The 25310-nt window shown below is 60.7% G+C and carries 24 protein-coding genes and 1 tRNA gene; 13 read left to right on the top strand and 12 right to left on the bottom strand.

Annotation, left to right across the window (positions count from 1 at the left end; translation table 11 throughout):
* Position 1 precedes the first annotated feature (1 nt).
* From V8P86_RS03255 to V8P86_RS03245, 3 genes are read right to left on the bottom strand one after another with little or no spacing between them, the layout of a single operon-like run.
* Complete coding sequence (locus tag V8P86_RS03255; protein WP_336325806.1) at positions 2 to 1003, bottom strand: ABC transporter permease; 1002 nt, start codon at positions 1001 to 1003, stop codon at positions 2 to 4.
* Positions 1000 to 2043, bottom strand: coding sequence for an ABC transporter permease (locus V8P86_RS03250; protein ID WP_336325805.1), 1044 nt, complete (start codon positions 2041 to 2043; stop codon positions 1000 to 1002). The genes V8P86_RS03255 and V8P86_RS03250 overlap by 4 nt, the downstream gene beginning before the upstream one ends.
* A 55-nt stretch (positions 2044 to 2098) precedes the next feature.
* Positions 2099 to 3619, bottom strand: coding sequence for an ABC transporter substrate-binding protein (locus V8P86_RS03245; RefSeq protein ID WP_442909363.1), 1521 nt, complete (start codon positions 3617 to 3619; stop codon positions 2099 to 2101).
* Positions 3620 to 3923: 304 nt separating this feature from the next.
* Here V8P86_RS03245 and V8P86_RS03240 point away from each other — a divergent pair, with 304 nt between their 5' ends.
* Positions 3924 to 4133 carry an HTH domain-containing protein gene (locus tag V8P86_RS03240; protein WP_336325803.1) on the top strand — a complete coding sequence of 70 codons (210 nt, stop codon included), beginning with the start codon at positions 3924 to 3926 and terminating at the stop codon, positions 4131 to 4133.
* A gap of 153 nt (positions 4134 to 4286) precedes the next feature.
* On the opposite strand, the gene V8P86_RS03235 is transcribed toward V8P86_RS03240, so the two are convergent.
* Entirely contained in the window at positions 4287 to 4811 is a 525-nt protein-coding gene (locus V8P86_RS03235; protein WP_336325802.1) for an ArsR/SmtB family transcription factor, read from the bottom strand.
* Between the two features lie 196 nt (positions 4812 to 5007).
* On the opposite strand from V8P86_RS03235, the gene V8P86_RS03230 reads away from it, so the two are divergent.
* The 4 genes from V8P86_RS03230 to V8P86_RS03215 all read left to right on the top strand — a co-directional run bounded on the left by V8P86_RS03230 (position 5008) and on the right by V8P86_RS03215 (position 8771).
* The gene (locus V8P86_RS03230; RefSeq protein WP_336325801.1) at positions 5008 to 6555 is read left to right on the top strand and encodes a long-chain-fatty-acid--CoA ligase; all 1548 of its coding nucleotides are present in this window, start codon (positions 5008 to 5010) and stop codon (positions 6553 to 6555) included.
* Positions 6556 to 6732: 177 nt separating this feature from the next.
* On the top strand, positions 6733 to 6999 hold the full coding sequence (locus V8P86_RS03225) for a hypothetical protein (protein WP_336325800.1): 267 nt from the start codon (positions 6733 to 6735) through the stop codon (positions 6997 to 6999).
* Positions 6996 to 8015, top strand: coding sequence for a S8 family serine peptidase (locus V8P86_RS03220; RefSeq protein ID WP_336325799.1), 1020 nt, complete (start codon positions 6996 to 6998; stop codon positions 8013 to 8015). Before V8P86_RS03225 ends, V8P86_RS03220 begins: the two co-directional genes overlap by 4 nt.
* 99 nt (positions 8016 to 8114) lie before the next feature.
* Positions 8115 to 8771 (top strand): hypothetical protein, encoded by a 657-nt coding sequence (locus tag V8P86_RS03215; protein WP_336325798.1) that lies wholly within the window; start codon positions 8115 to 8117, stop codon positions 8769 to 8771.
* Between the two features lie 636 nt (positions 8772 to 9407).
* On the opposite strand, the gene V8P86_RS03210 is transcribed toward V8P86_RS03215, so the two are convergent.
* Positions 9408 to 9480, bottom strand: a tRNA-Arg gene (locus V8P86_RS03210).
* An 82-nt stretch (positions 9481 to 9562) separates the two neighbouring features.
* Between V8P86_RS03210 and hisC the strand changes: the two genes are divergently transcribed.
* The 3 genes from hisC to V8P86_RS03195 are packed head-to-tail and all read left to right on the top strand — an operon-like array spanning position 9563 to position 11747.
* Positions 9563 to 10633 (top strand): histidinol-phosphate transaminase, encoded by a 1071-nt coding sequence (gene hisC / locus V8P86_RS03205; protein ID WP_336325797.1) that lies wholly within the window; start codon positions 9563 to 9565, stop codon positions 10631 to 10633.
* Positions 10633 to 11139, top strand: a complete 507-nt coding sequence (locus V8P86_RS03200; RefSeq protein WP_336325796.1) for an adenylate kinase family protein — start codon at positions 10633 to 10635, stop codon at positions 11137 to 11139. Before hisC ends, V8P86_RS03200 begins: the two co-directional genes overlap by 1 nt.
* Entirely contained in the window at positions 11136 to 11747 is a 612-nt protein-coding gene (locus V8P86_RS03195; RefSeq protein WP_336325795.1) for a CDP-alcohol phosphatidyltransferase family protein, read from the top strand. The genes V8P86_RS03200 and V8P86_RS03195 overlap by 4 nt, the downstream gene beginning before the upstream one ends.
* A 12-nt stretch (positions 11748 to 11759) precedes the next feature.
* Here V8P86_RS03195 and V8P86_RS03190 read toward each other — a convergent pair whose 3' ends face one another.
* From V8P86_RS03190 to V8P86_RS03175, 4 genes are all read right to left on the bottom strand, one after another.
* Positions 11760 to 12008, bottom strand: a complete 249-nt coding sequence (locus V8P86_RS03190) for a DUF8015 family protein (protein WP_336325794.1) — start codon at positions 12006 to 12008, stop codon at positions 11760 to 11762.
* Positions 12009 to 12238: 230 nt separating this feature from the next.
* A complete protein-coding gene (locus V8P86_RS03185) occupies positions 12239 to 12859 on the bottom strand; it encodes a ribonuclease H family protein (RefSeq protein ID WP_336325793.1) in 621 nt (206 codons plus the stop codon).
* A gap of 50 nt (positions 12860 to 12909) precedes the next feature.
* Positions 12910 to 13155, bottom strand: a complete 246-nt coding sequence (locus V8P86_RS03180) for a DUF8028 family protein (protein ID WP_503629725.1) — start codon at positions 13153 to 13155, stop codon at positions 12910 to 12912.
* A gap of 156 nt (positions 13156 to 13311) precedes the next feature.
* Positions 13312 to 13755, bottom strand: a complete 444-nt coding sequence (locus V8P86_RS03175; protein WP_336325791.1) for a DUF8009 family protein — start codon at positions 13753 to 13755, stop codon at positions 13312 to 13314.
* Between the two features lie 248 nt (positions 13756 to 14003).
* On the opposite strand from V8P86_RS03175, the gene V8P86_RS03170 reads away from it, so the two are divergent.
* Both V8P86_RS03170 and thrS read left to right on the top strand, forming a co-directional pair.
* Positions 14004 to 14573, top strand: coding sequence for a HalX domain-containing protein (locus V8P86_RS03170; protein WP_336325790.1), 570 nt, complete (start codon positions 14004 to 14006; stop codon positions 14571 to 14573).
* 116 nt (positions 14574 to 14689) lie between these two features.
* Entirely contained in the window at positions 14690 to 16621 is a 1932-nt protein-coding gene (gene thrS, locus V8P86_RS03165) for a threonine--tRNA ligase (RefSeq protein ID WP_336325789.1), read from the top strand.
* Here thrS and V8P86_RS03160 read toward each other — a convergent pair whose 3' ends face one another.
* Positions 16622 to 17368 carry a phosphatase PAP2 family protein gene (locus tag V8P86_RS03160; protein WP_336325788.1) on the bottom strand — a complete coding sequence of 249 codons (747 nt, stop codon included), beginning with the start codon at positions 17366 to 17368 and terminating at the stop codon, positions 16622 to 16624.
* Between the two features lie 108 nt (positions 17369 to 17476).
* Here V8P86_RS03160 and V8P86_RS03155 point away from each other — a divergent pair, with 108 nt between their 5' ends.
* From V8P86_RS03155 to V8P86_RS03145, 3 genes are all read left to right on the top strand, one after another.
* Positions 17477 to 18442 (top strand): DUF3592 domain-containing protein, encoded by a 966-nt coding sequence (locus V8P86_RS03155; protein ID WP_336325787.1) that lies wholly within the window; start codon positions 17477 to 17479, stop codon positions 18440 to 18442.
* A 51-nt stretch (positions 18443 to 18493) separates the two neighbouring features.
* Positions 18494 to 19063, top strand: coding sequence for a DUF7978 family protein (locus V8P86_RS03150; protein ID WP_336325786.1), 570 nt, complete (start codon positions 18494 to 18496; stop codon positions 19061 to 19063).
* A gap of 158 nt (positions 19064 to 19221) precedes the next feature.
* On the top strand, positions 19222 to 21594 hold the full coding sequence (locus tag V8P86_RS03145) for a hypothetical protein (protein ID WP_336325785.1): 2373 nt from the start codon (positions 19222 to 19224) through the stop codon (positions 21592 to 21594).
* A 6-nt stretch (positions 21595 to 21600) separates the two neighbouring features.
* Here the strand turns inward: V8P86_RS03145 and V8P86_RS03140 are convergent, their stop codons facing one another.
* Together V8P86_RS03140 and V8P86_RS03135 are read right to left on the bottom strand one after the other, a co-directional pair.
* Positions 21601 to 23220: a hydroxymethylglutaryl-CoA reductase gene (locus V8P86_RS03140; RefSeq protein WP_336325784.1), complete on the bottom strand. Its 1620-nt coding sequence runs from the start codon at positions 23218 to 23220 to the stop codon at positions 21601 to 21603.
* A gap of 193 nt (positions 23221 to 23413) precedes the next feature.
* Positions 23414 to 24007, bottom strand: a complete 594-nt coding sequence (locus V8P86_RS03135) for a hypothetical protein (RefSeq protein WP_336325783.1) — start codon at positions 24005 to 24007, stop codon at positions 23414 to 23416.
* Positions 24008 to 25310 lie beyond the last annotated feature (1303 nt).

Below are 25310 nucleotides of genomic sequence, written 5' to 3'. Positions count from 1 at the left end.
CTCAGGCACCCCGCTCGCTTCCCTCGACGTTGGGGTCGAGTGCGTCCCGTAGCCAGTCGCCGATCAGGTTGACTGCGATCACCGTCAGCACGATACCGATACCGGGGAAAATTGCCACCCACGGCCGCGTTCGGAGCAGGTCCTGTCCGCGTTCGATCTCGAAGCCCCACGACAGCGTCGTCCCGGAGAAGCCGAGGAAGGCCAGCGAGGCTTCGAGCAGGATGATCACCGCCACCTGGATCGTCGCCAGCACGATGATCGGCGTCACGCTGTTGGGCAGGACGTGTTTCAACAGGATCGTCCGGTTGTTCGCGCCGAAACTCTGGGCGGCTTTGACGTACTCCTGATTGCGGATCGACAGAGCCTCCCCGCGGGCGACGCGAGCGAACCAGACCCAGATCACCAGCGCCGCGACGATGGTCACTGTACCGGGTAAGGGGATGCTCTCGGGCATGCCGTCGGCCAGCCCCAACTGGACGAACGGATCGGGAATGCTGATCGTCGAGGACTCGAAGGCGCCGATCAGCGCCAGCGCGAGCACGAGCGCCGGAAACGAGAGCATCACGTCGGCGACGCGCATCATGCCGTCGTCGACGCGGCCGCCGTAGTAGCCGGCGATGAGGCCGTAGGGGACGCCGATGAGCATCGCGAGCGCGGTTCCGAACAGGCCGACCAGCACCGAGACGCGCGCCCCGTAGACGAACCGCGAGAAGACATCTTGCCCGACGTTGTTCGTCCCGAGGACGTGCTCGCTGTTCGGTTCGACGGTCACCTCGGCGAACTCACCGCCTTCAGAGATGGTCGCTTCGTACTCGTGGCCGACCGGGGGGTAGGGGTTGCCGCGGTCGCTGAAATAGCCGGTCTCGTTCGGGTTGTGTGTCGCGATAAAGGGCGCGAACAGTGCCATCAGGAAGATGGCCACGAGCAGCACTACCCCGATCTTTGCGAGCAGACTGTTCGAGAACTCCTGTTTCAGACTCGATTTGACACGGTCGGAAATCATTCACTGCTCACCCGTGGGTCGAGATACTGATAGATCGCATCGACGACAATGTTGAGCGTGACGAAGCCGATGGCGATGAAGACGACGATACCCTGCATCAGCGGCCAGTCTCTGGCGTTCAAGGCGTTGATCAGCCGCTGGCCCAGCCCCGGCCAGTTGAAGACCGTCTCGGTGATCACCGCCCCCCCGAGCAAGGTGCCGAGCTGGAGACCCAGCACGGTGATGATCGGGATCATCGTGTTCCGCAGGACGTGTTTGTACCGGATCAACACCTCCGGCAGCCCCTTCGCCTCCGTCGCGGTGACGTAGGGTTTGCCCATCTCGTCGAGCATCCCGCTGCGCGTGAGACGGGTGATCAGCGCCGTGAAGTAGGTGCCGAGCGTGATCGCCGGCAGCGTGATGTGTCTGAGCCAGGTGAGTAAATCGGCCGCTGAGCCGGTTCGTAACAGCGTCATCACCGCCTCCCCGAACCCGACCGGTCGGCGTCCGATCGGCAGATCGAAGAAGCTCAGCCCGACGGGAAACCCGCTGGCGCTCGGCGACGGGTACGGGATGCCGTACCAGACTCCGAAGACGAGAATGAGCATCAGTCCAAGCCAGAAGTTGGGCGTGCTGATTCCCAGAAGCGAGAACATCGTCGCTCCGTAATCCGCCGGTTCGCCCCGGCGGGTCGCGGAGATGACGCCGAGCGGAATCGCGATGACGATGGCGACCAGCGTGCCGGCAATCGCCAACTCCAGCGTCGCGGGGACGCGTTCAAGCACCATCGCGGTGACCTCCCGGTTCGACTGCCAGGAGTAGCCCAGATCACCGACGACGAAGTCACTCAGATAGTCGAAGTACTGGACGAAAATCGGCTCGTCGAGCCCCTCCTGTTCGCGGACGGTCTCGATGCGGTCCTGGCGCGCGCCCTGTCCGAGTATCAGGATCGCCGGATCGCCCGGAGAGATCTCACGGAGCCCGAACATGATGGTGATGGCTCCCCAGACGACGAAGATACCCTGAAGTACCCGACGGATCAGGAACTTGACTGTCGACATGGCTACGATGTTCGTGGCTCGATTGTCGATTCACATCCGTGTGATACGAACACGGTTACTCCATCTCCCAGACGTAGACGACTTCGTCCTCGCGGGGTTCCCACTCGATTGCCGAGTTGACGCCGTAGAGGCTCTCCTGGGTGTGTAGGAACACGAACGGACACTTCTCGTGGGCCAACTGGTTGACTTCCTGTAGCTTCTGTGTTCGCTCCTCGGGATCTTCGATCTGCTGGCTCTCCAGAATTGCGTCGCTGAGTTCTTGATCGTCGAAGGTCCGGTTCGGGTTGTCCGGGATCGTAAAGAAGCCCTGGACGCCGTAGTCGGTATCGCCGGTGATGACACCCCAGCCGATCATGTAGAAGGGAATGTCGAACTGGTCGGGATCGACGCCGGCCGAGTTCGCGTCCGAGACGACACCGAAGTCGACGATGTTCACGCTGCAGTTGACGTTACTGAGCGAGTCGATCTGGTCGGCGGCCGTCTCGGCGACTGCCGAGTCGTTGAGATACCGGCCCTGCGGCGCGACGAGCTCGATTTCGGCACCCCCGTAGCCGCTCTCTTCGACCAGACTCTCGGCCATCCCGATGTCCTGTTCGTAGGGCTCGATATCGGGGTTGAAGCCGTTGATGCCCGGCGAAACCGGCTGACCGCGGGCCTCGCCGAAGCCGCTCAACACCGACTCGACGATGCCCGCGTTGTCGACGGCGTAGTTCATCGCCTGCCGGAATTCGAGGCTGTCGAAGGGCGCGACGGTGTTTTTCATCGGCAGGAAAATCGACCGGAAACTCGTCACGCGGCGTACCTCGGCTCCGTCGGTGTTCTGGAGGATCCCCACGTCTTCCGGCAGGACGTTGATCGTGAGGTCGCTCTCCCCGGTTTCGACTGCACTGACGCGACCGCTCGACTCACTGTTGGCGTTGAACGTCACCTGCTCGAACGCGGGTTCTTCGCCCCAGTAGTCGTCGAACCGTTCGAGGACGACTTCTTCGCCGGAGGTAAACTCGACGACCTCGTAAGGACCAGTGCCGTTGAAATCGTCCGCACTGGACCCCGAAACGGCTTCGCCCGCCTGATCGGCGTCGTAGTTGTCGATCGACCACTGTTTGTTCATCGCTCGCGAGTAGTTCCCGTACTCGAATTCAGCGAGTCCGGGTGCAGCGGAGTAGTTGACTTCGAGTGTCGTCTCGCCGGTCGCCTCTGCCCCCTCGATCGAGCCGAGCCCGAACGTTCCGATCGGACTCGGCACGCCGATATCGTCGTCCAGCGTCCGGTTGATCGTCCAGGCCACGTCCTCGGCGGTCAGGTCGTCACCGTTGTGGAAGACGACGTCGTCCCGGAGTTGCAGTTCGGTCGTTCCGTTGCCGACGACTTCTGTGTTCTCGACGACTCTGGGAAAGATTCCGTCACCGGGCCGGAACTCGAACAGCGGCTCGTAGATGTGATCGAGGACGTTGAAATAGTCCCCCGTGATGTGATTGAGCGGATCGATCGTATCCGGAAACTGCGTGAGTGTGATCGTAATCGACTCGCCGTCACCGTCGCTCTCGTCACCGAGACAGCCCGAAAGTCCGATCATTCCCACAGCAAGTGTCCCCCCTGTCGCTTTCAGTACCGTCCGTCTGTCTGCTTCCCCACGATATCGCATAGTTGCTAGGAATAAGGGTGTATATTTAAATTTAAGGGGTATAACAAGACATACATGCTGTTTTCGACTGTACTTTACAATATTAATAAGATTGTATGCCTGTCTTTCACTCGATAAATATATCCTATATATGATGAACGAATTAAGTGTTCTCTCGAATATCACATCTCGGTAATAAATGCCCGCTGCAGGACTGCATGTCTTTCATTAGCATACGTGTCCAAAATCGGTACGTATGACCGGTGAAATCGAAGATGCGATCCTCACGGTCGTCGCGGAGGCCGGGCCGGTAACGGGGCCGGAGATCGCGGGCGCGCTCGGCGTCCATCCCAGTACGGTTCGGCGGCACTGTCAGCGACTACAGCGCGCCGGCCGAATCAAGCAGCATCTCGGCGGCGGATACGTCACGGTCACCGAGTCCGGGCGGCCGAGTGCGGCCGATTGATCACGGCGGAATGTAGCCTGCGCTGCTCAGGGAAATCCCGATTGCCGTCAGCGAGAGCAGAACGCTGATGATCGCCGCGAGCTTCCGTTTCTGTTCGTCTTCCATACTCGCAGGTCACGACCAGAGGGGATTAGATGTATCGATGCTCGGCCATCAATCCGCGTAATACGCGCGAACGAACGCCCGCCGCAGGACGGTCAACAGCACGTACGTCTCGTACTTCTGGGTTCGACAGTGCTCGCAGGGCTGCATCTCCTCGGTAATCTCGTCGATTGCGCCGTCGTACTCCTCGGTCAGTGTGTCGAGAGCCGCTTCGACTTCCGGCCGTACCGCGTCGATCATCTCCTCGATTGCGGGCGCAGCCGATTGCGGAAGCGAGTACGAGAGGACGGTCGTGTTCGCGCCGTAGTATTTGATCGTGCCGCCTCGTCCCTCCTCGAAGTGAACCACGTCGACGAGTCCCGCATCGCGGAGTTCGTTGATATGGTGACGAACGGTGTTCTCCGTCCGGTCGATGCCGCGGTCGGCGAGCCTGTCGTGCACGTCACTCGCGGGCAACTCCTCTTCGGCCAGAATGTCGAGAATCATCGCCCGCATCGGCTCGTCGATTGCGGCGGATACTCCGGTGTCCCGGACAGCGATATCTTCGAGACGGTGATCAGAATCGAACGAACTCATAATTGGCCCGAGTGCGTGCGGCGGGATAAGTATTGACGGGCACATGTCGGGCGTGCCAGTCTGCTTGGACGACTCGCTGTTCGAGGTGAACCGGATCGAATCCTGACTTACCGACCGAGCAGTTTGGTACCGCCGGACATATTCGGCTGCGGTAATATTTAGTCGGTGACCGCTGAATAGCTCATCGGGGGGTACAATGTATCCAACACTGCGAGAGACGCTTGAACAGACAGCAGACAAGTATCCGGAGAAAGACGCGCTGATCTATCCGCGACGGGACCAGCGCTGGTCCTACGAGGAGTTCGATACGAAGGCCAACCAACTCGCGAACGCGCTGGCTGATCGGGGGATCGAGAAGGGTGATCGCGTCTCGACGATGCTGCACAACGGGACGGAGATCATCCTGACGGTGTTCGCCTGCGCGAAACTCGGCGCGGTGTTCAACCCGTTGAACTACCGCCTGCCGGCCGGCGAAATCGAATACATCCTCAACGATGCGGAATCGAGCGCGCTGCTCTTCGAGGAGGCGACTCGGGAGGCGGTCGCGAACGCCCGCGACGACTTAGAGACCGTCGACGAGTATCTCTTCATCGACGAGGGCGGCCCCGACTGGACCGAGAATTTCTACGACGCGCTCTCGGCTGGTGCGAGTCACCGTCCCGATACGGTCGTCGAGGAAGACGATGTCTACGCGTTCATCTACACTTCGGGGACGACGGGCCGGCCGAAGGGGGTTGTCCACGAGCACCGCGATATGGTTGAGCATAATCTCATCTGCATCGGTGAAGGGGGAATCAGACGCGACGACGTGGGTCTGTCGGCGTTCCCGCTGTATCACTGTGCTGAACTCCACGCGGCGCTGTTCCCGCGAATCCACGTCGGTGCCACGAGCGTCATCCATCACGACTTCGACCCGGTCCGTGCGCTGCAGACCATCGACGAACACGACGTGACGCTGTTTTTCGCCGCGCCGACCGGATGGAACGGGCTGTTGCAGGCCGCCGACCAGGTCGATGTCGACGTTTCCTCGCTCCGACTCGGACTATACGGAGCAGCGCCGATGCCACAAGAGGTGCTCGACGGCTGTCTGGATGTCTTCGACGCCGGCTATCTACAGGCCTACGGCATGACCGAAATCGGTCCCTGTGGTTCCTTCCAGTATCCCGAAGATCAAATCGACAAGCAGGGGTCGGCGGGCCTGCCGGCGCTGAATCACGACCTGCGGATCATCGAACCTGACGGCGATCCTACCGACGAGGTCGAGCAGGGTGACATCGGTGAGATTCTCTTCGCCGGGCCCTGCACGATGCGGGAGTACTGGAACCGCCCGGACGCGACCGCCGAGTCGCTTCGAGAGGCCGACGGGCAGGAGTGGTACTACACCGGCGACCTGGGCTATCGCGACGAGGACGGCTATCTCTTCGTCGTCGACCGGAAAGATGACATGATCATCACCGGCGGCGAGAACGTCTATCCGACCGACGTGGAGGACGTGCTGTACACCCACGACGGCGTCGTCGAAGCGGCCGTCGTCGGCGAACCCCACGAGGAGTGGGGCGAACAGGTCGTCGCCTACGTCGTCGGCGACGTGACTGAGGCGGAAATCGATGAGTACCTCAAAGAGTCGGACAAACTGGCCGATTTCAAGCGACCACGAAGCTACAACTTCGTCGACGAACTGCCGAAAAATCCCAGCGGCAAAGTCCAGAAGTTCAAACTCCGCAGCGACGGCGCGGAGGCCTAACTGTTCTCCGCCGGCGGACAATTCGGCTGTCCTGCGCTCGTTGGCCACCCGGGTGCTCTCTCGGCTTGTAGACTGTTCGCCGCTGCTGACATCTTGTCTGAAGTATGTCCAGTCTCAGGATAATTATTATGTGTGTCTCCTTACACCTATATTATGACGTTTGCAGGTGGAAGTAACATGGATGTAGAGAGGCGAACACTACTCCAGGCGATCGGTGCAGCAGGTGTATCGCTGACGGCAACAGGATACGCGACAGCAGACGACGGCCGAGCGGAGTACGTCGTCACCGCTACCGGCGCAGGCGCCCGTGATCGGCTTACTGCGGCGGGATTCGAGGTGTTTCGGGACACTGCTAACTCGCAGGTTTTCGGTGTCCGGGGCCCGAAGATGCCGAATCAGAGATCGAACGCCTTGGCGGGATCAAAGCGGTTTCGCGGGACGTGACAGTCGACTTCGAGACGCCGGTTCAGGAGGCGGCCAGTGCCGACGACCCCGCGTTCTCGGATCGGCAGTGGGACAACCGCGTGATCGAGGCCGGACAGGCACAGGAGATCGCGACCGGTGAGGAGACCAGCGTTGCCGTCGTTGACACGGGAATCGACTTCGATCATCCGGATCTCGGCAACGTGAACGAGGACCTCGCAGCGACGTTTATTCCCGACGACGCGGAGGCGACCGACGGCGCTGACGACTCCGTCCGCGGACACGGCACTGCAGTTGCCGGCGTCGTTGGAGCGACTGGCGCAGTCGGAATTACCGGCGTTGCCCCCGACACTGAGTTAATCCCGGTCCGGGTTTTCCCCGATGAAGGCGGCGCCCGGTTCGTCGACATCTTCACCGGGATCAGCTATGCCGCTGCGGTCGGTGCAGACGCGGCGAACTTCAGTCTCGGTATCCCCGAAGTTCTCCCGCCACAGGCAAACGAGGGTGGTCTCCGTGCAGCGAGTCAGAGGGTCTACCAGTCGGCGGTCCGCCAGGGGACAGTTATTACCGCAAGCGCTGGCAACAGCGGCGGCAATCTCCAGCAGGGCGGCGGATTCACACTCCCGAACAGCATCCCAGCAACGTTCAGCGTGAGTGCGACTGGCCCGAACGACGAGCGGGTCTTTTACTCCAATTTCGGCACCAACGAGATCGACGTCGCCGCGCCCGGCGGCGGCTACGAAACCCTCGAAAAGACCCTCTCAGAGAGCACCGAGTTTCCGTTCCCGACAAACCTCGTCTTCACGGCATACCCGCTCGAACTTGGCGGGTACACCTACATCGCAGGCACGTCGTTCTCGGCGCCGCAAGTCGCGGGCGTGGCGGCGCTTGTTCGTGAGCTTGCGCCGGAATCGAACCCACAGCAGGTCGAAACAGAGATCCAGGCCGGAGCAGAACTGGCCAACGGCAAGAGTGATCCCGACCTCGGCGCTGGCCGAATTAATGCGCTGAATACCGTGCAGAATCTCGACGGGTAGCGGATTTCAGGGGGTAACCACACCCCTATCTGTTTTTGCGTCGATAGATTCTGAACATGATTGAATTAAAAATAAGTATGATTGAACCACTGTACCTGTATGCGGCTTGAGAAACGACGGGTCGTCTATGGGTCCGTAATTGGGGCTGCGACATTTGCTCTGGGAATACTCGCAATCTGGGCAACTGTCCCGGTCGATACTGTTGACAACCTTAGCGAATGGCGGGCCGCACTCTGGGTTTTCTTGGATGCGAATGGCGTTGTCCTCGAACCTGGGGCAGCGAACTCACCGTTGCTAACGCAGACTGCACCAGGGCTCCCCACGCTTGAGGTTGGTTACGTATTTCCGTTTTTACTGCTCGTCATCGGTACGATACTAACTGTCAGCGGCGTCAGCGGAACAGGACGCTATCAGTACATGGTGGAGAATGGTGCTCCGATTCTCTATGGCTATCTCGGTGTTGGAATCGTTGCGGTGATGCAGTCGGGTGCCCGTCCAGCGCTCGCAGGATTTACTGGCATTATTTTCATTCTCGTCCTGGCGATATTCGTCGGAAGCCGCGTTGTTGGCGTACTCACTGGAGGTCTGCCGTTTATCGGGGTCGCGTCGCTGGGTCTTGTGATGGTCCTCGGACTGGTATTTATTGTTGCTGGTGTCGCGCTTATCAGCGCACTATTGCCGATGATTCTTGTGAGCGTCGGTGGCATGGTAACCGGCGTTACGTTGATATGGGCCGTTAGAGAAGCACCACGGTAACAACGTCGCAACGACAATGAACTGGGAATGCGACCGATGTGGCACTGTCCACACACAGAATGCCGTCGAATGTCGTAGCTGTGGCCATCAGATTCTCAGTCCGATCAGCGACGAAGAGGCCGCAAACCGATCGGGCGGGATCGATAGCCCCGAAGCACTTTCAGATGTTCAGCGGACTGGCCGGAGCGTAGAGCCAGAATACGAGTCTTCGCCTGGTGTGAGCGTTGATGGCTCTGTAGCAGAATCATCCGCCCCAGATCCCGCCTCCTCGCCCAGTGGGCCCGGTTTTGGTAGACGCGTTATCTACAAGCTCCGTGGAACGCTGTTGGCACCCTTCAAATTACTTCGCGAGTGGATCATCCCGATAACAATTTTCCTACTATTGTTTGGTGGGGTCGCATATTTTCTTATTTAGTGACTGTTTCAATGCTTTACCAGTCGTGAATCGCTCAGTAAATTGAAACTGAACGAGCGTGCTGGGTTCATATTCACGAGCATACGGCGAGCGAAGCGAGCCGTTTCACTGCTGGCGAGCTATGCGAGCCAGCAGGACGTTTTTCCCCAAGTTTTTACGACCGAGTGGTTCCCGCAGGGAGCGCAGCGACCGAGGAAACCCGAGGGAGTAAAAAGTGGTAGCGGGCGTGCCGGGATTCGAACCCGGGATCGAGGGGTTAGGAACCCCTCGCCCTATCCGCTAGGCCACACGCCCTACTCGCTCATCGACACTGCGAGAAAAAAACCGTTCCCATCGGATGGCCATCCTTAAGATTGGCCGCCTGTTTGTACCGGGCATGGAAACACGGGATCTGTCGGCACACGTCCCCTATCGTGCCGGACGCGGCGTCGAAGAGGTCGCCCGGGAACTCGGCCTCGACCCCGACGGACTGGTAAAACTCTCCTCGAACGAGAACCCATTCGGCCCCAGCCCGGCCGCTATCGAGGCCGTCCAGGAGGCGGCCGAGCAGATCCATACGTACCCGAAATCCTCCCACACCGATCTCACCGGAGCCATCGCCGAGCAGTGGAGCGTCGACCCGACACAGGTCTGGCTCACCCCCGGTGGCGACGGCTTTCTCGATTACGTGAGTCGGACGTTCCTCCACGAATCCGACCGAGTGCTCGCGCCCGACCCCGGCTTCGCCTACTACCCGATGAGCGCTCGCTCCCACGGCGCGACGGTCGATCAGTACCGCCTCAGCAAGGAGTCCGGCTTCGAGCAATCCGCCGAAGTCGTCCTCGACGCCTACGACGGCCAGCGGATCATCTACGTGACGACACCGCACAACCCGACTGGCTCGGAGATGCCGCCCGAGGAAATCGAACGACTCGCCACCGAGGTGAGCGAGGAGACGCTGGTCCTCGTCGACGAAGCCTACGGCAAGTTCACCGACCAGCCCTCTGCCCGGTCGCTGATCGACGAGTACGACAACGTCGCCGTCCTCCGGACGTTCTCGAAGACCTACGGGCTGGCTGGACTCCGCGTCGGCTACGGACTCGTCCCGGAAGCGTGGGCCGATGCCTACGACCGGATCAACACGCCCTTTGCGGTGAACAAACTCGCCTGCATCGCCGGACTGGCCGCCATCGAGGACGACGAGCACATCGAACGAACCGTCGAAGGATCGCGCTGGGCGCGCGAATATATGCACGCGGAACTCGACGCTCCGACGTGGCCCAGCGGCGGCAACTTCGTCCTCGCGGAAGTGGGTGATGCCGCCGCCGTCGCCGACGCAACACAGCAGGAGGGGGTCATCATCCGGGACTGTTCGAGTTTCGGCCTCCCCGACTGTGTTCGCATCACCTGCGGGACCGAATCTCAGACCCGAACCGCCGTCGAGACGATCAACGAGGTGCTCGAGTGATGCGTGTCGCCGTGACCGGCACGCCCGGAACCGGCAAGACGACCGCGACGGACCTACTCGATACGGAACTCGAAGTCATCCATCTGAACGACCTGATCACCGAGGAGGGGCTGACGACCGGCCACGACGACGGCCGCGACTCCGCAATCGCGGATCTGGACGCCGTCAGGGATCATCTCGACGGCCGGATGGACATCCTCGTGGAGTCACACCTCGCACACAACCTCCCCGTCGACCGTGTGATCGTCCTGCGGTGTCATCCGGAAACACTCGAAGACCGACTCGCCGACCGGGGTGAGAGCGAAGCCTCGATCACCGAGAACGCGGAGAGCGAGGCACTGGATGTGATCCTCGGCGAGGCGGTCAACCGGCACGGACTGGAGTCGGTCTATGAAATCGAGACGACAGATCGAAGCCCAGAAGCTGTCACGGCAGAGATCGAATCGGTTATTGCGGGGACGCGCGAACCGAGCGCTGGAACGGTTTCGTACACCGAGTATCTATGACACTCGATGCGCTCCGGCCGCTGGCCGACCGGCTGATGGCACCGCTGGTGAGCGGCGCGAAACGCGTCGGGCTCACACCGAACGGAATCAGCGTCCTCGCCCTCGGTGCTGCCATCGGTGCTGCCGGCAGTTTCTACGCCGCCCGCGAGACGCAACTGCTCTATCTGGCCGGCGCGCTGTTCGTCCTGCTGAACGGCGTGCTCGATCTGGTCGACGGTAATCTCGCCCGCGAACTCGGTACCGACTCACGAGCTGGCGACCTGCTCGATCACGTCCTCGACCGATACGCCGACATCCTCATCATCGGTGGTCTCGCCGCTGGCCTCGGGGAGTACGCACTCGGACTCGCCGCGATTACCGGCGTGTTGATGACTTCCTATCTCGGCACGCAGGCGCAGGCGGTCGATCTCGACCGCGTCTACGGCGGCGTGCTCGGCCGGGCGGACCGACTCGCGTTGACCGGCGTCGTCACTGGTGTCGCCGCATTCGTCGATCTGACTGTCGCGGGATTCACACCCGTCGGCTGGTTGCTGATCGTCTTCGCGGTTGTCGGCCACGTCACTGCGCTTCAGCGATTCTACTACGCGATGAAGGCGCTCTCAGAATAAGCGTTGCCGACTCTACAGTTCAGACCCGGAGTCGATCGGCGGGTTGACGAACAACGCATCCGCGAGCACGAGGCTACTTACTACAGCACCACCAGCCAGCGCCGCCAGAAACGGCACGGACAACGCTGTCGTTGCGACCACTGCTAACGAGAACACCAACGGAATGACAGTTAGCACGAGATCGTATCTCGTTAGCTGGCCGATTACTCGTTCCCAGAGCGTCTCTGAGTTTCTGCGCTCGGTAGTTCGACTAACTGCCATGTGTTCTCACCTCCTCATTTGATAGTAGTGATCCTATCCTATTTAAAATTTCTCTCAGTGACGTTAGAGGAATTCATATAAACTCCGTAAGGGGCTCACATAGATTATCCTCATAACTTATGATCGTAATATGGCGTCCCGGTGGATTTCGGGAGATGGCACGCTACGGTGGCTGTTGCTAATCGCTGTCCGGTTTGAGTAACCGCAAAAATTCTGCCTGTGAGCGATCGTTAGTCGCTCGCGCCGCGGTCAGATCGGGAGGGCGGTGGGATCTGCTCGCTCGTCGACGAAACACTGGGCCGGACACAGCGTTCGGCCTCGTCGTTGACGTGTGCGTACTGTCCCGGGGCGTTCGCGAGCGGGTGGGCCGGATTTCTATCGCTGGAGATTCGCGCTGCACGCACCTCCTCGAATCCACAGAGACGGGCACGGATCCCGCGCCAATGATTGTCTCCCCTCTCGGGCACCGAGATGGGATGTTGGGTCTCGTACCGTCGACTACCCGTCGCCAGCACCGAGGCGTTGATGTTCGCGGCCAGCTCGTCGTGGTCGACGAGCAGGCCGATCCGCGCTGTCCGCGGTGTTCGTGTCGCGAGCACGTCTAACCCGAGATGTAACGCCCGGTACTCGGCGACGTTGTTGTCGGGGGACTCGTTCGGGACCGAAAGGCGTGTCACTCGTGTCCCGTCACGGGTCTCGATCACGACGCCGAGTCCGCCACCGGATTCTCTGAACGAACCATCGGTTGCCAGGTAGAAATCACGGTGGTGGGTCGCCGGCGGGTGGGCAATGTGTGGTGTCGGTGCGTCGTCGAACAGATCGCGCAATGACGGCCGGCCATATGCGGCCATATCCTATATACTGCCCGAACTCCCTTAAAATCTATCGGTCAACGCGATTTTTACTCACGACCGTAGGGGTGACCGATCCAGAGCGTACAGATGTTCAGCGCAACGAGACCGATGAATGCGGCTGTCATCGACCGGGTGTCGAGTCCTGTCGCCAACAGAGATAGATGCATGAAGGGCAGGACGATTGCCGCCCAGAAGGAGAGCTGTTTGACTGGTCGCGCTAGCAAGCGGGGAATAGACACCCCGCTAACCGCGCTTCGCAACGAGCGGGGATCAGTGATGGAGGAGCTGGACATGTGGCGCACCTGTTCACATATACAACTACTTTGCATAAATAACCGTACTAGTCTTCGCGCTATTTCGTCTTGTTTTGCCACCAGAAGTGATTATATAATAACGTTTAATAACGGGTGCTAAGGGGCCGAAACGTTTTATAATACGATCTATCCCGATTACTCTGGTTTACCCAACAGCGAAATTTCGACGGTCGTCGGTCCGGCGGGTGTCTCGATTGTCGCACTCGGTTTGACCGCGTTGGGGATCTGCTGTCGCCACTCCGCGACGACCGACGCGTGGTACTCACGGTGGCGCTCGACGGTATACTCGCGGTCGGAGTCCGAGCGGAGTTCGTCTTCGGTTTCGGCGGGACGAGGATAGGCGGGCAGGGAGTCGTCGACGAGGGCTCGCGGATCGATGTGGATCGGTGCCGGCGTCTGGTCGTACTCTTCGTCGAGTTCGACGTGAAGTCTGGCCCGCATCCGTCCGCTAAACGGCGGCGTCATCCGGACGACGGCACGTTTTCCGCTCGTCCGGTTCATTTCGAGTGCGGATACAAAATCCTCCGTCGTCACCACGACTGTATTGACGACTGTTGGGTCTGGGGACTCGATTGACACAATCGAAGTATCGGCCGCAACGACAAAAGTCGTTACGTCCCAGCGGCGGACGACATAGCCGATACTATTTTAATTCCACTCCTCTATACCGAAGTTGTGCAGCGCATAGAGAGACAATCGGGGCGTCCGTTTCGGCTGGACGAGTCGACTCCGTCCGGATCGGAGTCTTCCCCGTTTCGTTCCGACACGGCGGGTAGGTTGGGGACCGCCGTGTGGGGTCCGGGTGGACGAGCACGGATCTGACAACTATGACCGACGAACACACTACAATACTTGTTGTCGACGACGAGCAGGATATCGCGGATCTCTATACGACGTGGCTGGAGATGGACCACGAGGTTCGGACCGCCTACGGCGGTGAGGAAGCCCTCGAAAAAGTCGATCCCGACGTCGATATCGTCTTCCTCGACCGTCAGATGCCGGACTACTCCGGCGACGAAGTTCTCGAACGGATCCGGGAGCAAAACCTCGACTGTCGAGTTGTCATGGTGACTGCCGTCGATCCAGATTTCGATATCGTCTCGATGGAGTTCGACGATTACCTCACGAAGCCAGTCATGCGCGAGGACCTCGACGAGGCCGTCGACTCCATGCTCGAACGCGACGAGTACAACGAAACGCTCCAGGAGTACTTCGCGCTGACCTCGAAGAAGGCGACACTGGAAGCCGAGAAGACCCCCTCGGAACTGCAGGAGAGCGACCAGTACCAAGAGATGGTCGAGCGCGTCGAGGAACTCGAAGCGGAGGCCGACACAGCCGTCTCTGGATTCGACGACGATTTCGACTCGCTCTTTCAGGAGTTCCCCGGCGGCGAATAGCGCAATCTTTTTGCTTGCGCCTCGGATATCTCGGAGTATCATGGCAGGGTTCCGTGTGACAGGTCGAGTTCTGTGACCGATACCTGCCGGTGACGAAAGCAGTCTTCTTTCGATCCATGTCAGAACACATCACGGTCGTCCTTCCGGACGGCTCAGAGCTTGAAATGGAGCACAGCGCGACGGTCGAGGACGTGGCCTACGAGATCGGCCCCGGCCTCGGTGAAGATACCCGCGCCGGGGTCGTCGACGGCGAGTTAGTCGATAAAGCGACACCGCTGACAGAGGACTGCGAGATCGAAATCGTCACCGAAGACTCAGAGGAGTATCTCCAGTTGATCCGGCACACGGCCGCGCACGTCTTCGCGCAGGCGCTGCAGCGACTGTATCCCGACGCGAAACTCGCTATCGGCCCGCCGACGGACGATGGCTTCTACTACGACGTGACCGGCGTCGAACTCGACGAGGAGAATCTCGACGAGATCGAAGCGGAAATGCTGGAGATCATCGACTCCGATTACGACCTCGAACGGGTCGAACGCTCCCGCGAGGAGGCCTTCGAGATCTACGAGGATAACTCCTACAAACAGGATATTCTCGACGACGAGGCCGCTGACGAGGAGATTGTCTCCTTCTACGTCCAAGACGACTGGCAGGATCTCTGTCAGGGCCCGCACGTCGAATCGACGGGTGAAATCGGCGCGGTCAAACTGCTCGAAATCTCTGCCTCCTACTGGCGCGGCGACGAGGAAAACGACACTCTCACCCGCGTCTACGGCACGGCCTTCGAGACCGAAGACGAACTCGAAGCCGAACTGCAGCGCCGTGAGGAGGCCAAAGAGCGTGACCACCGCAAGGTCGGCCAGCAGATGGACCTCTTTTCGGTGCCGGAACACTCCCCTGGCTGTGCGCACTTCCACCCCGCCGGGATGACGATTCGGCGAGAACTGGAGGAGTACATCCGCGGGAAAAACGACAAACTCGGCTACGACGAGGTTTTCACGCCCGAACTGAACAAGGCCGAACTCTGGAAACCGACCGGCCACTACGACGCCTTCAAGGAGGCCGGCGAGATGTTCGCCTGGGAGCAGGACGACACCGAGTACGGCCTGAAGCCGATGAACTGCGCGAACCACGCCCACATCTACGACGAGGGCCAGTACTCCTACCGGGACCTGCCGGTGCGGTTCTCTGAGTTCGGCACCATCTACCGCAACGAGCAATCGGGCGAACTCTCCGGTCTGCTTCGCGTGCGCGGACTGACCCAAGACGACGGCCACGCCTTCATCCGCCGGGACCAGATCACCGAAGAAATCACTAGTACTCTGGAAGTTATCGAGGAGATATACGATCTGTTCGATCTGGAAGTGCTGTACAAACTCGAAACCAAGGGCGACGACGCTGTCGGCAGCGACGAGATCTGGGAGCAGGCCACCGACGCGCTGCGGGAGTCGATGGAATCACTCGGCCTCGATTACGACATCGAATCCGGCGAAGCGGCCTTCTACGGCCCGAAGATCGGGCTCAACGCCCGGGACGCGCTGGGCCGTGAGTGGACGATTGGGACTGTGCAACTCGACTTCAACATCCCCGAGCGGTTGGATCTCAGCTACGTCGGCGAGGACAACGAGGATCACCGACCGGTGATGGTCCACCGCGCGCTGCTCGGCAGTTTCGAGCGGTTCATGGGCGTTATCATCGAGCACTTCAACGGCAACTTCCCGACGTGGCTCGCCCCCGAGCAGGTCCGGATTCTCCCAGTTTCGGACGACAACATTCCGTTCGCCAAGCGGCTCAAAAACCGCGACTTCGGTGACTTCCGTGTCGAAATCGAGGACCGCTCCTGGACCGTCGGCAAGAAGATCCAGCAGGCCCACGACGACCGCGTCCCCTACATGCTGATCATCGGTGACGATGAGGAGGAAGACGGCACCGTTTCGGTTCGAGATCGCTTTGAGAACCAGACCCAGGATATCCCTATTGAAGAGTTCCGCGCCCATCTCGACTCCGAAATCGAGGAGAAACGCGTCGAACCCGACTTCCTCGACTGATTACTCTCGGCCGTCGAGGGCCCACCAGCCGCCCATCGTCACGACCGCGACGAGAGCGACTTGGACCGCCGTCACGTTTCCGCCGCTGGCAAGCAGGTACAGCCCCGCGAGCGGGACGGCGGCAGCGAGGGTGACGTAGGCTCGTTGTTCCGGCAGGTACCGGCCCGGCAGGACGAACAACAGACCGAGCGCGAGCAGTCCGGTTCCGATCCCGCCGATCACGTCGACGAGATTGTGAACGCCGAGCGCGAGTCGGCTGAAACAGACCACCGCGACCAGCCCCGCTGCCCCGGCGATCCGCTGAGATCTCGTCCCAACCGTGAGGACGAGCACCAGTCCGCCGTAGAGAATCGTCGCGGTCGTCGCGTGGCCGCTGGGGAATCCGTACCCGCCGGCAGCGATTGCGTGCCCGTACAGTGGCCGCAAGACGCCGGGGACCGCCCCGGGATCGACCGGAACCGTCTCGGGGCGTGGGAACTCGAAGGTGTGTTTCAGCGCCCGGTACAGTCCGAGTCCGCCGAGTGCCGTCCCAAAGAGCGCGACAACTGCCGAGCGCTTCTCAGGCAGTTGCCAGAAACATACGCCGAGTAAGACGGTCAGAAACCAGAAATCACCGAGTTGGGTCAACACGCTCATCAGCCCTGCTAGCCACCCCGGGAGAACATCTCCGAGTACGTCGAGTTCACCGACGCTCCGGGCGGTCCCCCCGGTCGACCCGACCGCCCAGACTGGTGTGATCTGCTCCATACCGGCGGATACAGTTCCCGAGGGGAATAGCTGGTGGCTTCGCGTAGTTTCTGGGCGTGAAACCGGACACTGCCGGTTATAATCGTGGGAATCTGACTGCCGATACGGATGGACGGTTCCGTCGGCGGTATTCCGGTTACGGTCACGCGAACGACAGCCATTCTGCTGCTCGTCGGGTTTGCATTTGCCGGGTACGGCGGCTACGATTACGTCCAACAGCAGGCCGCCATCGAGGATGCCGTCGCCGTCGAAGCGACAATCACTGAGACAGATCTCGAGGAGACCGGTGGTCGCGGGGTCAGCTACGACGTTCAAATCGAGTATATCTACCAGTATCAGGGGACCGAATACACGAACGATGAACGCTTTCCCGGCAGCATCAGCCCGACCTACGACACGCGGTCGAAAGCCGAGTCGGTCCTAGATCGGTACGACACGAACGAGACGGTGACGGCCTACGTCGATCCCGCCGCGCCCGAAGCGGCCTTTCTCGAACGGCGGACGACGAACGGGCCGTTTCTCTTCGCCGGATTCGGTTGTCTCGTCGTCCTGTTGAATATCCTCGACGCCATCGGTGCGCGCGAACCCGGACGGAACACTGGAGTCCGGCCGGTGAACGACCACGAACCGATGCGGTACGAGACGCTCTTTGGTGTCGAGCGGAACCGAATCAACCGTCTCAGCAAACGCCTCATCGTGGGTGCTGTCCTCACGGTCGTCCTCTCACTGCTCGGGACGGTGGTTCTGCTGCTCGGCGCCGAGAACTCCTCGGTTCAGGCCGACCTGACCGATCCTATCGGGCTCGTGTTGCTGGCTGGCTTCGCCGCAGCGGTCGTGTTGCTCGGTGCGCTGGTGCTGTACGGCATCTGGTCGTTCACCGAGTACCGGCGACTCCGCGAACGGATTCCGGAACCGCGGCCGCCGAGTCCGTTCACACGGCCGACGCGGCTCGTTACGATCCTCTTTACGAACGACGGACTCGACCAGTACGGCCGGCGGGTCAAACGAACTGGATTCGTCTTCGTTCTCGTTATCTTCTGTCTCGCTACCCTCGTCGGCCTACTCGGATTCTGAGACTTGACATTCGGAAAAGACATATAGGTGACACCCTCGAACGGCAATCGCATGTCAATTACCACATCGTCCGGTGATCGGCCCCCACTGGTCCTCGGTGCAGTCGTCGGCGTCGGCGCGTGGATCATCGGGTACGCCCTCCTCTTTCTGGTGGTCAGTCCCGACATACAGGACTCGTTTATCCAGCAGTTCATCGAGGCCGTCGAAGGTGAGCCTGCAACCTACCAGATGGTCGGCTGGGTATTCTACAACGCCCACTTTGTCGACACCGTGATCGTCAACGTCCCCGTCCTCGGCGACCAGACCGCCAACGCGATTGGCGGGGAGGACGGCTTCTCGCAATTGCTCTCTCTCGTCCCCGTCGGTCTGCTCGTCGCCGCAGGACTCGGACTGGTCCGCTCGCAGGCTGTCTCGGACGTTCGTGACGGCCTCTTGGTCGGCGCGACGGTCCTGCCGGGATACCTCCTGCTGTCGGCGCTTGGCCTCGTGTTGTTCGAGGTGGCGATCGGTTCTGCGACCGGCCGGCCGGCACAGGTAGAGGCGATCGTACTCGCCGGAATCGTCTATCCGCTCGTGTTCGGTTCGCTCGGTGGCGCGCTCGGAGCGGTGACGGCGGAGTGAGAAGTCCAGAGGCGGCGTTTGTCCTGCAACCAGCGATTCACCACAACAATTAACAGCGGCGGGTCGTGTGTCGTTCGTATGCGCGCGGGTCGCCTCAGACAGCGTGTGACCAATTACTTTGGATCAGCCAAGTTGATTGAACAGAGGTGTTGCGCTCGATGAGAACGCGGTTCCTGGTGGTTCTCCTGCTGGTGAGCACCGCTGGACTGCTCGGAGCCGTTGCCGAGCCAGTCGCCGCCGCGAGTACGCAGGACACCGAGCAGCGAATCGAGACCGACCACTTCGTGATTACGTATGAGGGGGGGATGGATGGCGACGCCGAACAGGTCGCTTCGGTCGCCGACGAATACTACGAAGTCCTGTTCCAGCGGTTCGGCCAGAATCCGGAGGAAGGGCGCATCCGGGTCGCGCTCACCAGCGAGTCGGAGTTACCCTGCGGAGACGACAACGCCGCGGGTTGTTACGAGGGATCGGAGGAGACCATCTACATCTCTGACGGCAACCCGGAGCTGTTCTACCACGAACTGGTCCACCGCTACCAGGACGTCGCGGGGATTGGCTCCCCCGGGACACAGCGGCCGCTCGCAATCGGTATCGAGGGAACGGCCGAGTATCTGAGTACGCCCGGCACGGAACTGGCACAGCGGGCAACCTTCGACTTCGACAAGGACTGGTATTTCACCGTCCGCGATGTTGATGTCACCAGTGAGAACTACGCCGAACTCGCGCTGTTCAACGAGTTCCTGCTCCACGAATACGGCCGCGAGGCCTTCGACGTGCTGTACGAACAGGCGTGGTACTTCCCCGCTGGCGGGAGCGTTGCCGAGGAACTCGAGGCCGTAACCGGAACGGAGTTCAGCACGGTTCGAGAGCAGTTTCTTGATCAGCGCGGCCAGCAACGCCAGCGACTCAGCGAGGGCCCGACCACACTGCCCGGGTTCACCTACGAGCCTTTCGTCGTCTCGGCAGGGACCGAGGTGACCTTCGACGCGCGGACCCCCGGCGTAATCGAGCAGTTGGGGCGGTCGTGGTATCCAGACCGACCCAGCGCCTACGAGTGGGATTTCGACGGCGACGGAGCCGTCGATGCGACCGGTCCGGTCGTCTCCCGGACGATCGAGGATCCCGCAAACGCGACTGTCACGCTTTACGTGACCGTCGACGGACAGCGTCGGAAAGCGACACAGCATCTCCTCAGCAGGGTGGTCTCCGATGGGAGCGGTCCCACTCTGGCGGTGGCCGACGTGACCCGCGGCGCGGGACTGACCTATCCGGGCGACCGGAACGCGGACTACCGTGGTGTCGCGGGCGCGCAGGCGACGCTGAACGTCTCGGTTGTGAACCGCGGACTCGCCCGGACGGAGACAGTCACGCTGACGCTGGGAGACAGCACAGTCGCCGAGCGGACGGTCGACCTAGAGCGGGATTCGACCGCTCGACTGACGCTCGCACACACGATTCCCGACGGCCTCGAGCCAGGAGCGTACGACTACGAAATCACGGTCGACGGTCGAACGAGCGAGCGAACGGTCTACGTCCGCCAGCCAGCACTCAGCCTCAAGTGGGAGTCGATGGCGGTGCCCAACGGGAACCGGGCACTGTTGCTCGCCGGAAAGGTCAGAACCGGCGACCGCGTCCGACTCACGCTCGATCCGACCGCGACCGAGTTCGACTCCCAAGTGACCGAACGAGTTTCATTCTCCATCGATGACCGGACGATAGACGAGCGCGAGGTGACGTTTGGACCCGGCACAGACACCGTAACCGTCGAGTTCGACGCGCCCTCGACGCCGGGCACCTACCAACTCGGCGCCAGCGCAGTCGACGCGACGAGTCCGGTCCGCTTCTCGCGGCGACTCACCGTCGTCGATGACGTTGCACTCACACGGGTCGAAAATGCTGCCGGGGACTGCTCGCTGGCAGTCACCGAAATCGAGTTCAGCAACATCTTCACCGCCGATACCGAGCAGTACCTCGGCCCGAACGAGCTGTCAGAAATCAATCCCGGCGACGAGGTAACCTACTTGATTCACGCACTCCGAAACGACGAGTGCGAGGGACTCCCCAAACTGCCGGTCACCGTCGGCGGCGAACAACAGACCGTTCTGGAGGACGCCATGAGAACCAGACAGTACAGCTTCAGCGTGACCCAGACGTTCGGCTCAACGGGAACGTTCGAGCTGACAGTCAACGACACGGTGTTGACAGAAATCAACGTGACCGCGGCAACGACAGACAGCGAGACGGACTCGGGTGAGACAGCCGACCAGACCGATTCGACCGACGACGCGGAGCGCGAGGATTCGACCGACGAGACGGAGTCGACTGAAGACCGGGCCGACGAGCCAGAGGGGGAGAGCCAGTCCACCGAAGACACGACCGAACGCAGCGCCGAATCAGCCCAAGAGAACGAGAGCGACTCACCCAGCAGCGACGAGTCCGGCCCCGGATTCGGGATCGGAGCCGCGCTCGCTGCGGCCGGGGCTGGGGGCTCCCTCTTGAAACGGCGAGAAACTGCAGACTGCGAGTGAAAGATCTCAGCGGTTCCGACCGAGCGATTCGTGGCTGGTCACCCAGTCCGACGCCGAGATTGCGGCACCGAGTGAGATTTCGCCGGCGAGCACCGTCGCGGCGGCGATTTCGGCGAACTTGTTGACGTTGCCCGCACCGTCGCAATCGAGCATCGAGAGACACTCTTGCTGGGTCGGCATCCCCGTCCCGCCGCCGTAGGTCGCGACGATCAGCGACGGAATCGTCACGGAGATGTGCAGGGAGTTGTCCTGCAACAACGTCGTGTTGATCATCGCGGAGTGCGATTCGGCGACGTTGGCCTCGTCCTGTCCACAGGCGATAAACAGCGAGGCGAGTCCGTTCGCCGGGTGTGCACCGTTCGTGTCTGCGCCCGAGAAGAACGATCCCAGCGTCGCGATTTTGCCGTGGTGGTCCAGACTCTCCGGTTCGGCCCCGAGGTGGTGGATACAGGTATCCTCGTCGAGTGTCACCTCGGCGGTGACGCGCTTGCCGCGAGTCATCATGTCGTTGACCTTCGAGGCCTTCTTGTCGGTCCCGAAGTTGCCTTCGAGATAGAAGTTCTCGACGTAGCCTGGATACTCCTGGAGAATCCAGTTACAGGCCGCGAAGGTGGCCTTGCCGACCATGTTCTGACCGGCCGCGTCGCCCGTCTCGTAGCTGAATCGCAGGTGGGCGAAGTTGTTGGTCATGTAATCCTCGATGCGGACGAGATTCGCCACGCTCGAGGTCTCCTCTGCCTTTTCCTCGATGGTCTCCTGGTGCTCGAAGACCCAGTCGCGGAAATCCCGCGCGTTGCGGGCGTCCTCGAAGACGAACACCGGGGCGCGGTTCATCCGATCGTCGGTGACTGTCGTCTTCGCGCCGCCGGACATGTTGATCGCCTTCATCCCTCGGCTATACGAGGCGATCAGCGTCCCCTCCGTCGTCGCGAGTGGGATCGGATACTCGTCGTCTGCGTACTCGCCGTTGACTTTCAGCGGCCCGGCGACGCCCAGTGGCATCTGCGCGACACCGATGAAGTTCTCGACGTTCCCCTCTCCGCGTTCTGCGTCGAAGGAGTACTCGGGCACGTGTTCGAGTTCGACACCGGTCTTCTCTTCGAGCCACTCGTGACGGTCGGCGATGGCCTCCTCACTGTAGTTGTTTTTCTCGTCGCGCGGGATGCTTGCGATCTGCCCCTCGTCGCGGATCGTATCACTGATGTTCAAGGAGAGTTCGCCAAACGGCTCGGCGACGAACTCGGTGTAGATTTCGTGATCGCCCGTCGGGAGTTCGAAGCCTTCGACGGTGATCACGACTGTCCGACCGACCGAAAACGGAATCGGGTCGTTTTTCGTCACCTCGCCGACCCGGAAGGTCTGCCCGTCGGCAGTCTCCATCTTGACGTCCGCCAGATCGACCTGCTCGCCGTTGATCTCCAGTTTCTGAATCCCCGCGAACTTCGCGTCCTGTAACCTGTTTTTGACCTCGTACTCGATTCCGTCGTCGGTATTTTTCAGACTTCCGTACGTGTAGAGTCGTTTCAACACCTTGTCAGGGATATCGAGCGAGATGGCTCCTCCGGAGCCGAGGAGGTTGGCGTACACACGCTTCAAAATCCCACTGTCTGGTCTTGGTATAACCATCTACGTATCTCGGATATCAACATAGTCATTGTTAATGATTTCGAACTTCGTTATCACAGGAAATACAATTTCTGCTTGTCCAGATTCGTAAAAAAATCGCTCCGGGCGCAGAAGCGTCTCTACTCTCTGTTTCTCGGTCGGATCTCTGTCTGACTCCTGGCTATACTGTGGTCGGACTACCGACAGGTTCGGTTTACTCTCCGTCGTCGGACGTCGTCGCCCCGTCGTCGTCGGCCGATTCGATTTCGGTTGGATCCGACTCGCCGGTCGTCGCCTCGAACTGCGTCGTGAATTGCTCGGTGATCGCCTCCAGTTGTGTCTCGAACTCACTGACAACCCCGTCGGGAACTCCGGCGTCCTCGGGGAGTTCGTCGAGCAGTTGGGCCAACTGCTGTTCGACCTGTTCGTTGAACTCGACCAGCAGGTCGGCCTGTTCGCCCACCTGAGCGAGCAGATCCTCACTGACGCTCTCGGACTCCGATTCGACGACCTCGAACGTCGCTTCCTGCTGGTCCTGCAGCGTCTCGAAGGCCTGATCGACCGACTCCCGCAGCGACTCGATCTCCCCAGTGCCGGCGACCGACTCGACGGCATCGAGCGAGCGATGAACCGACTGCCGGGAGACCTCGAACGCCTGTTCCTGTAGCTCTCGCTGTGTTCGCGCCCCCTCCGTGAACAGATCGCCGACTTCCGTCGGGAGCCGGATCATCTCCTCCGCAACTGTCTCGGTCTGTCGGATGGCCTCCCGCTGTAGCTGAAAGACCGCTCCGAGTGGTGTCTCTGACATGTGTCGTCGGTACTGGCTGTTCGTTTCGGTGAGACTTAATAGTTGCCGATTGAACACACGAGATACCATCTGACACCATCTGAAACCATCTGAGCGTGCGTCCGGGAAGATACCCGGTGAAAGTCCAACAGATAGATTAAACCGGCGGAAAAGAGAAATGACGGCAAACCAGCGGTGTCGGCCTCCCGAGGGGTCGTCGCGGCAATCGATTTCGACGATTATGGCCATCTCAATTGTCTCCGGCGTTCCGAGTCTGCCCGACGTGCAGTGGCAACTCATTCTCATTCCGCTCATCACCGGGTTGATCGGCTACGGGACGAACTGGGTTGCCATCCGTCTCCTCTTCTATCCGACGAACTTCGTCGGCCTCTCACTGCCGGGATTGAAAACGATCGCGCCTGCACTCCCACGTAAGATCCAGCAGATACCGGGCGTCGTCGAGGGGCGAGTGGGCTGGCAGGGCATCATTCCCTCCCGGTCGGCGCGGATGGGGACTATCGCCGCGGAGAAAGGCATCGCCAAAATCGGCACCGAGTCGGAGTTTTACCAGCGATTCGACCCCGACCGAATCGCCACTCACATCGTGACCGAGTCCCGCGACGAGATCCGGGACCTGACCGCCGAGGTGATCGAGTCCGAGTATCCCGAACTGTGGCGTAACGCCCCCGAATCCACGAAGGAGTTTATCCACTCCCGCGTCGAGGACCGGTTTCCACACGTCGCCGAGGAGATCACGGAACAGATCGGCGAGAACATCGACGAACTGCTGGATATCAACCAGATGATCGCGACCCACCTCGACCGTAACCCAGAACTGATCAACCGGATCTTTCTGGAGGTTGGGGACCGCGAACTCTCCTTCATCGTCAACTCCGGGTTCTACATCGGGACCTTCCTCGGGATGTTTTCGATTCCGCTCTTTCTGTACATCGACGCGTGGTGGGTGCTGCCAGCCTGCGGTGTCGCCGTCGGCTATCTGACCAACTGGATCGCGCTGAATATCATCTTTCGACCGATCGAGGAGTACAAGATCGGTCCGTTTCGCCTCCAAGGACTTTTTATCAAACGACAACCAACTGCCGCAGAGAAGTACGCCGAAATCGTCGCCAAGGAGGTGGTGACTATCGGGAACGTCGCCGACAACCTCATGCACGGCAGCCAATCGGACCGAACGAGAAAGATGATCCGTGATGCGATCCGCCCCGAAGTCGACCGCTCGGTCGGACTCGCAGCCCCGATAATCCGCATGACTACCGGCAACGAACAGTACGAACGGCTCCGGGAGGCCTTCGCCGAGGAGAGC

The sequence above is a fragment of the Halovenus anhuiensis genome, assembly GCF_037080055.1.
Classification (GTDB): Archaea; Halobacteriota; Halobacteria; order Halobacteriales; family Haloarculaceae; genus Halovenus.
This window is presented reverse-complemented; position numbering and strand designations above follow the sequence as displayed.

What these genes read in the sequence shown, in the direction of transcription:
- V8P86_RS03255 (WP_336325806.1), bottom strand. Translation starts at nt 1,003, where the DNA reads ATGATTTCCGACCGTGTCAAATCGAGTCTGAAACAGGAGTTCTCGAAC.
- V8P86_RS03250 (WP_336325805.1), bottom strand. Translation starts at nt 2,043, where the DNA reads ATGTCGACAGTCAAGTTCCTGATCCGTCGGGTACTTCAGGGTATCTTC.
- V8P86_RS03245 (WP_442909363.1), bottom strand. Translation starts at nt 3,619, where the DNA reads ATGATCGGACTTTCGGGCTGTCTCGGTGACGAGAGCGACGGTGACGGC.
- V8P86_RS03240 (WP_336325803.1), top strand. Translation starts at nt 3,924, where the DNA reads ATGACCGGTGAAATCGAAGATGCGATCCTCACGGTCGTCGCGGAGGCC.
- V8P86_RS03235 (WP_336325802.1), bottom strand. Translation starts at nt 4,811, where the DNA reads ATGAGTTCGTTCGATTCTGATCACCGTCTCGAAGATATCGCTGTCCGG.
- V8P86_RS03230 (WP_336325801.1), top strand. Translation starts at nt 5,008, where the DNA reads ATGTATCCAACACTGCGAGAGACGCTTGAACAGACAGCAGACAAGTAT.
- V8P86_RS03225 (WP_336325800.1), top strand. Translation starts at nt 6,733, where the DNA reads ATGGATGTAGAGAGGCGAACACTACTCCAGGCGATCGGTGCAGCAGGT.
- V8P86_RS03215 (WP_336325798.1), top strand. Translation starts at nt 8,115, where the DNA reads ATGCGGCTTGAGAAACGACGGGTCGTCTATGGGTCCGTAATTGGGGCT.
- hisC (WP_336325797.1), top strand. Translation starts at nt 9,563, where the DNA reads ATGGAAACACGGGATCTGTCGGCACACGTCCCCTATCGTGCCGGACGC.
- V8P86_RS03200 (WP_336325796.1), top strand. Translation starts at nt 10,633, where the DNA reads ATGCGTGTCGCCGTGACCGGCACGCCCGGAACCGGCAAGACGACCGCG.
- V8P86_RS03195 (WP_336325795.1), top strand. Translation starts at nt 11,136, where the DNA reads ATGACACTCGATGCGCTCCGGCCGCTGGCCGACCGGCTGATGGCACCG.
- V8P86_RS03190 (WP_336325794.1), bottom strand. Translation starts at nt 12,008, where the DNA reads ATGGCAGTTAGTCGAACTACCGAGCGCAGAAACTCAGAGACGCTCTGG.
- V8P86_RS03185 (WP_336325793.1), bottom strand. Translation starts at nt 12,859, where the DNA reads ATGGCCGCATATGGCCGGCCGTCATTGCGCGATCTGTTCGACGACGCA.
- V8P86_RS03180 (WP_503629725.1), bottom strand. Translation starts at nt 13,155, where the DNA reads ATGTCCAGCTCCTCCATCACTGATCCCCGCTCGTTGCGAAGCGCGGTT.
- V8P86_RS03170 (WP_336325790.1), top strand. Translation starts at nt 14,004, where the DNA reads ATGACCGACGAACACACTACAATACTTGTTGTCGACGACGAGCAGGAT.
- thrS (WP_336325789.1), top strand. Translation starts at nt 14,690, where the DNA reads ATGTCAGAACACATCACGGTCGTCCTTCCGGACGGCTCAGAGCTTGAA.
- V8P86_RS03160 (WP_336325788.1), bottom strand. Translation starts at nt 17,368, where the DNA reads ATGGAGCAGATCACACCAGTCTGGGCGGTCGGGTCGACCGGGGGGACC.
- V8P86_RS03155 (WP_336325787.1), top strand. Translation starts at nt 17,477, where the DNA reads ATGGACGGTTCCGTCGGCGGTATTCCGGTTACGGTCACGCGAACGACA.
- V8P86_RS03150 (WP_336325786.1), top strand. Translation starts at nt 18,494, where the DNA reads ATGTCAATTACCACATCGTCCGGTGATCGGCCCCCACTGGTCCTCGGT.
- V8P86_RS03145 (WP_336325785.1), top strand. Translation starts at nt 19,222, where the DNA reads ATGAGAACGCGGTTCCTGGTGGTTCTCCTGCTGGTGAGCACCGCTGGA.
- V8P86_RS03140 (WP_336325784.1), bottom strand. Translation starts at nt 23,220, where the DNA reads ATGGTTATACCAAGACCAGACAGTGGGATTTTGAAGCGTGTGTACGCC.
- V8P86_RS03135 (WP_336325783.1), bottom strand. Translation starts at nt 24,007, where the DNA reads ATGTCAGAGACACCACTCGGAGCGGTCTTTCAGCTACAGCGGGAGGCC.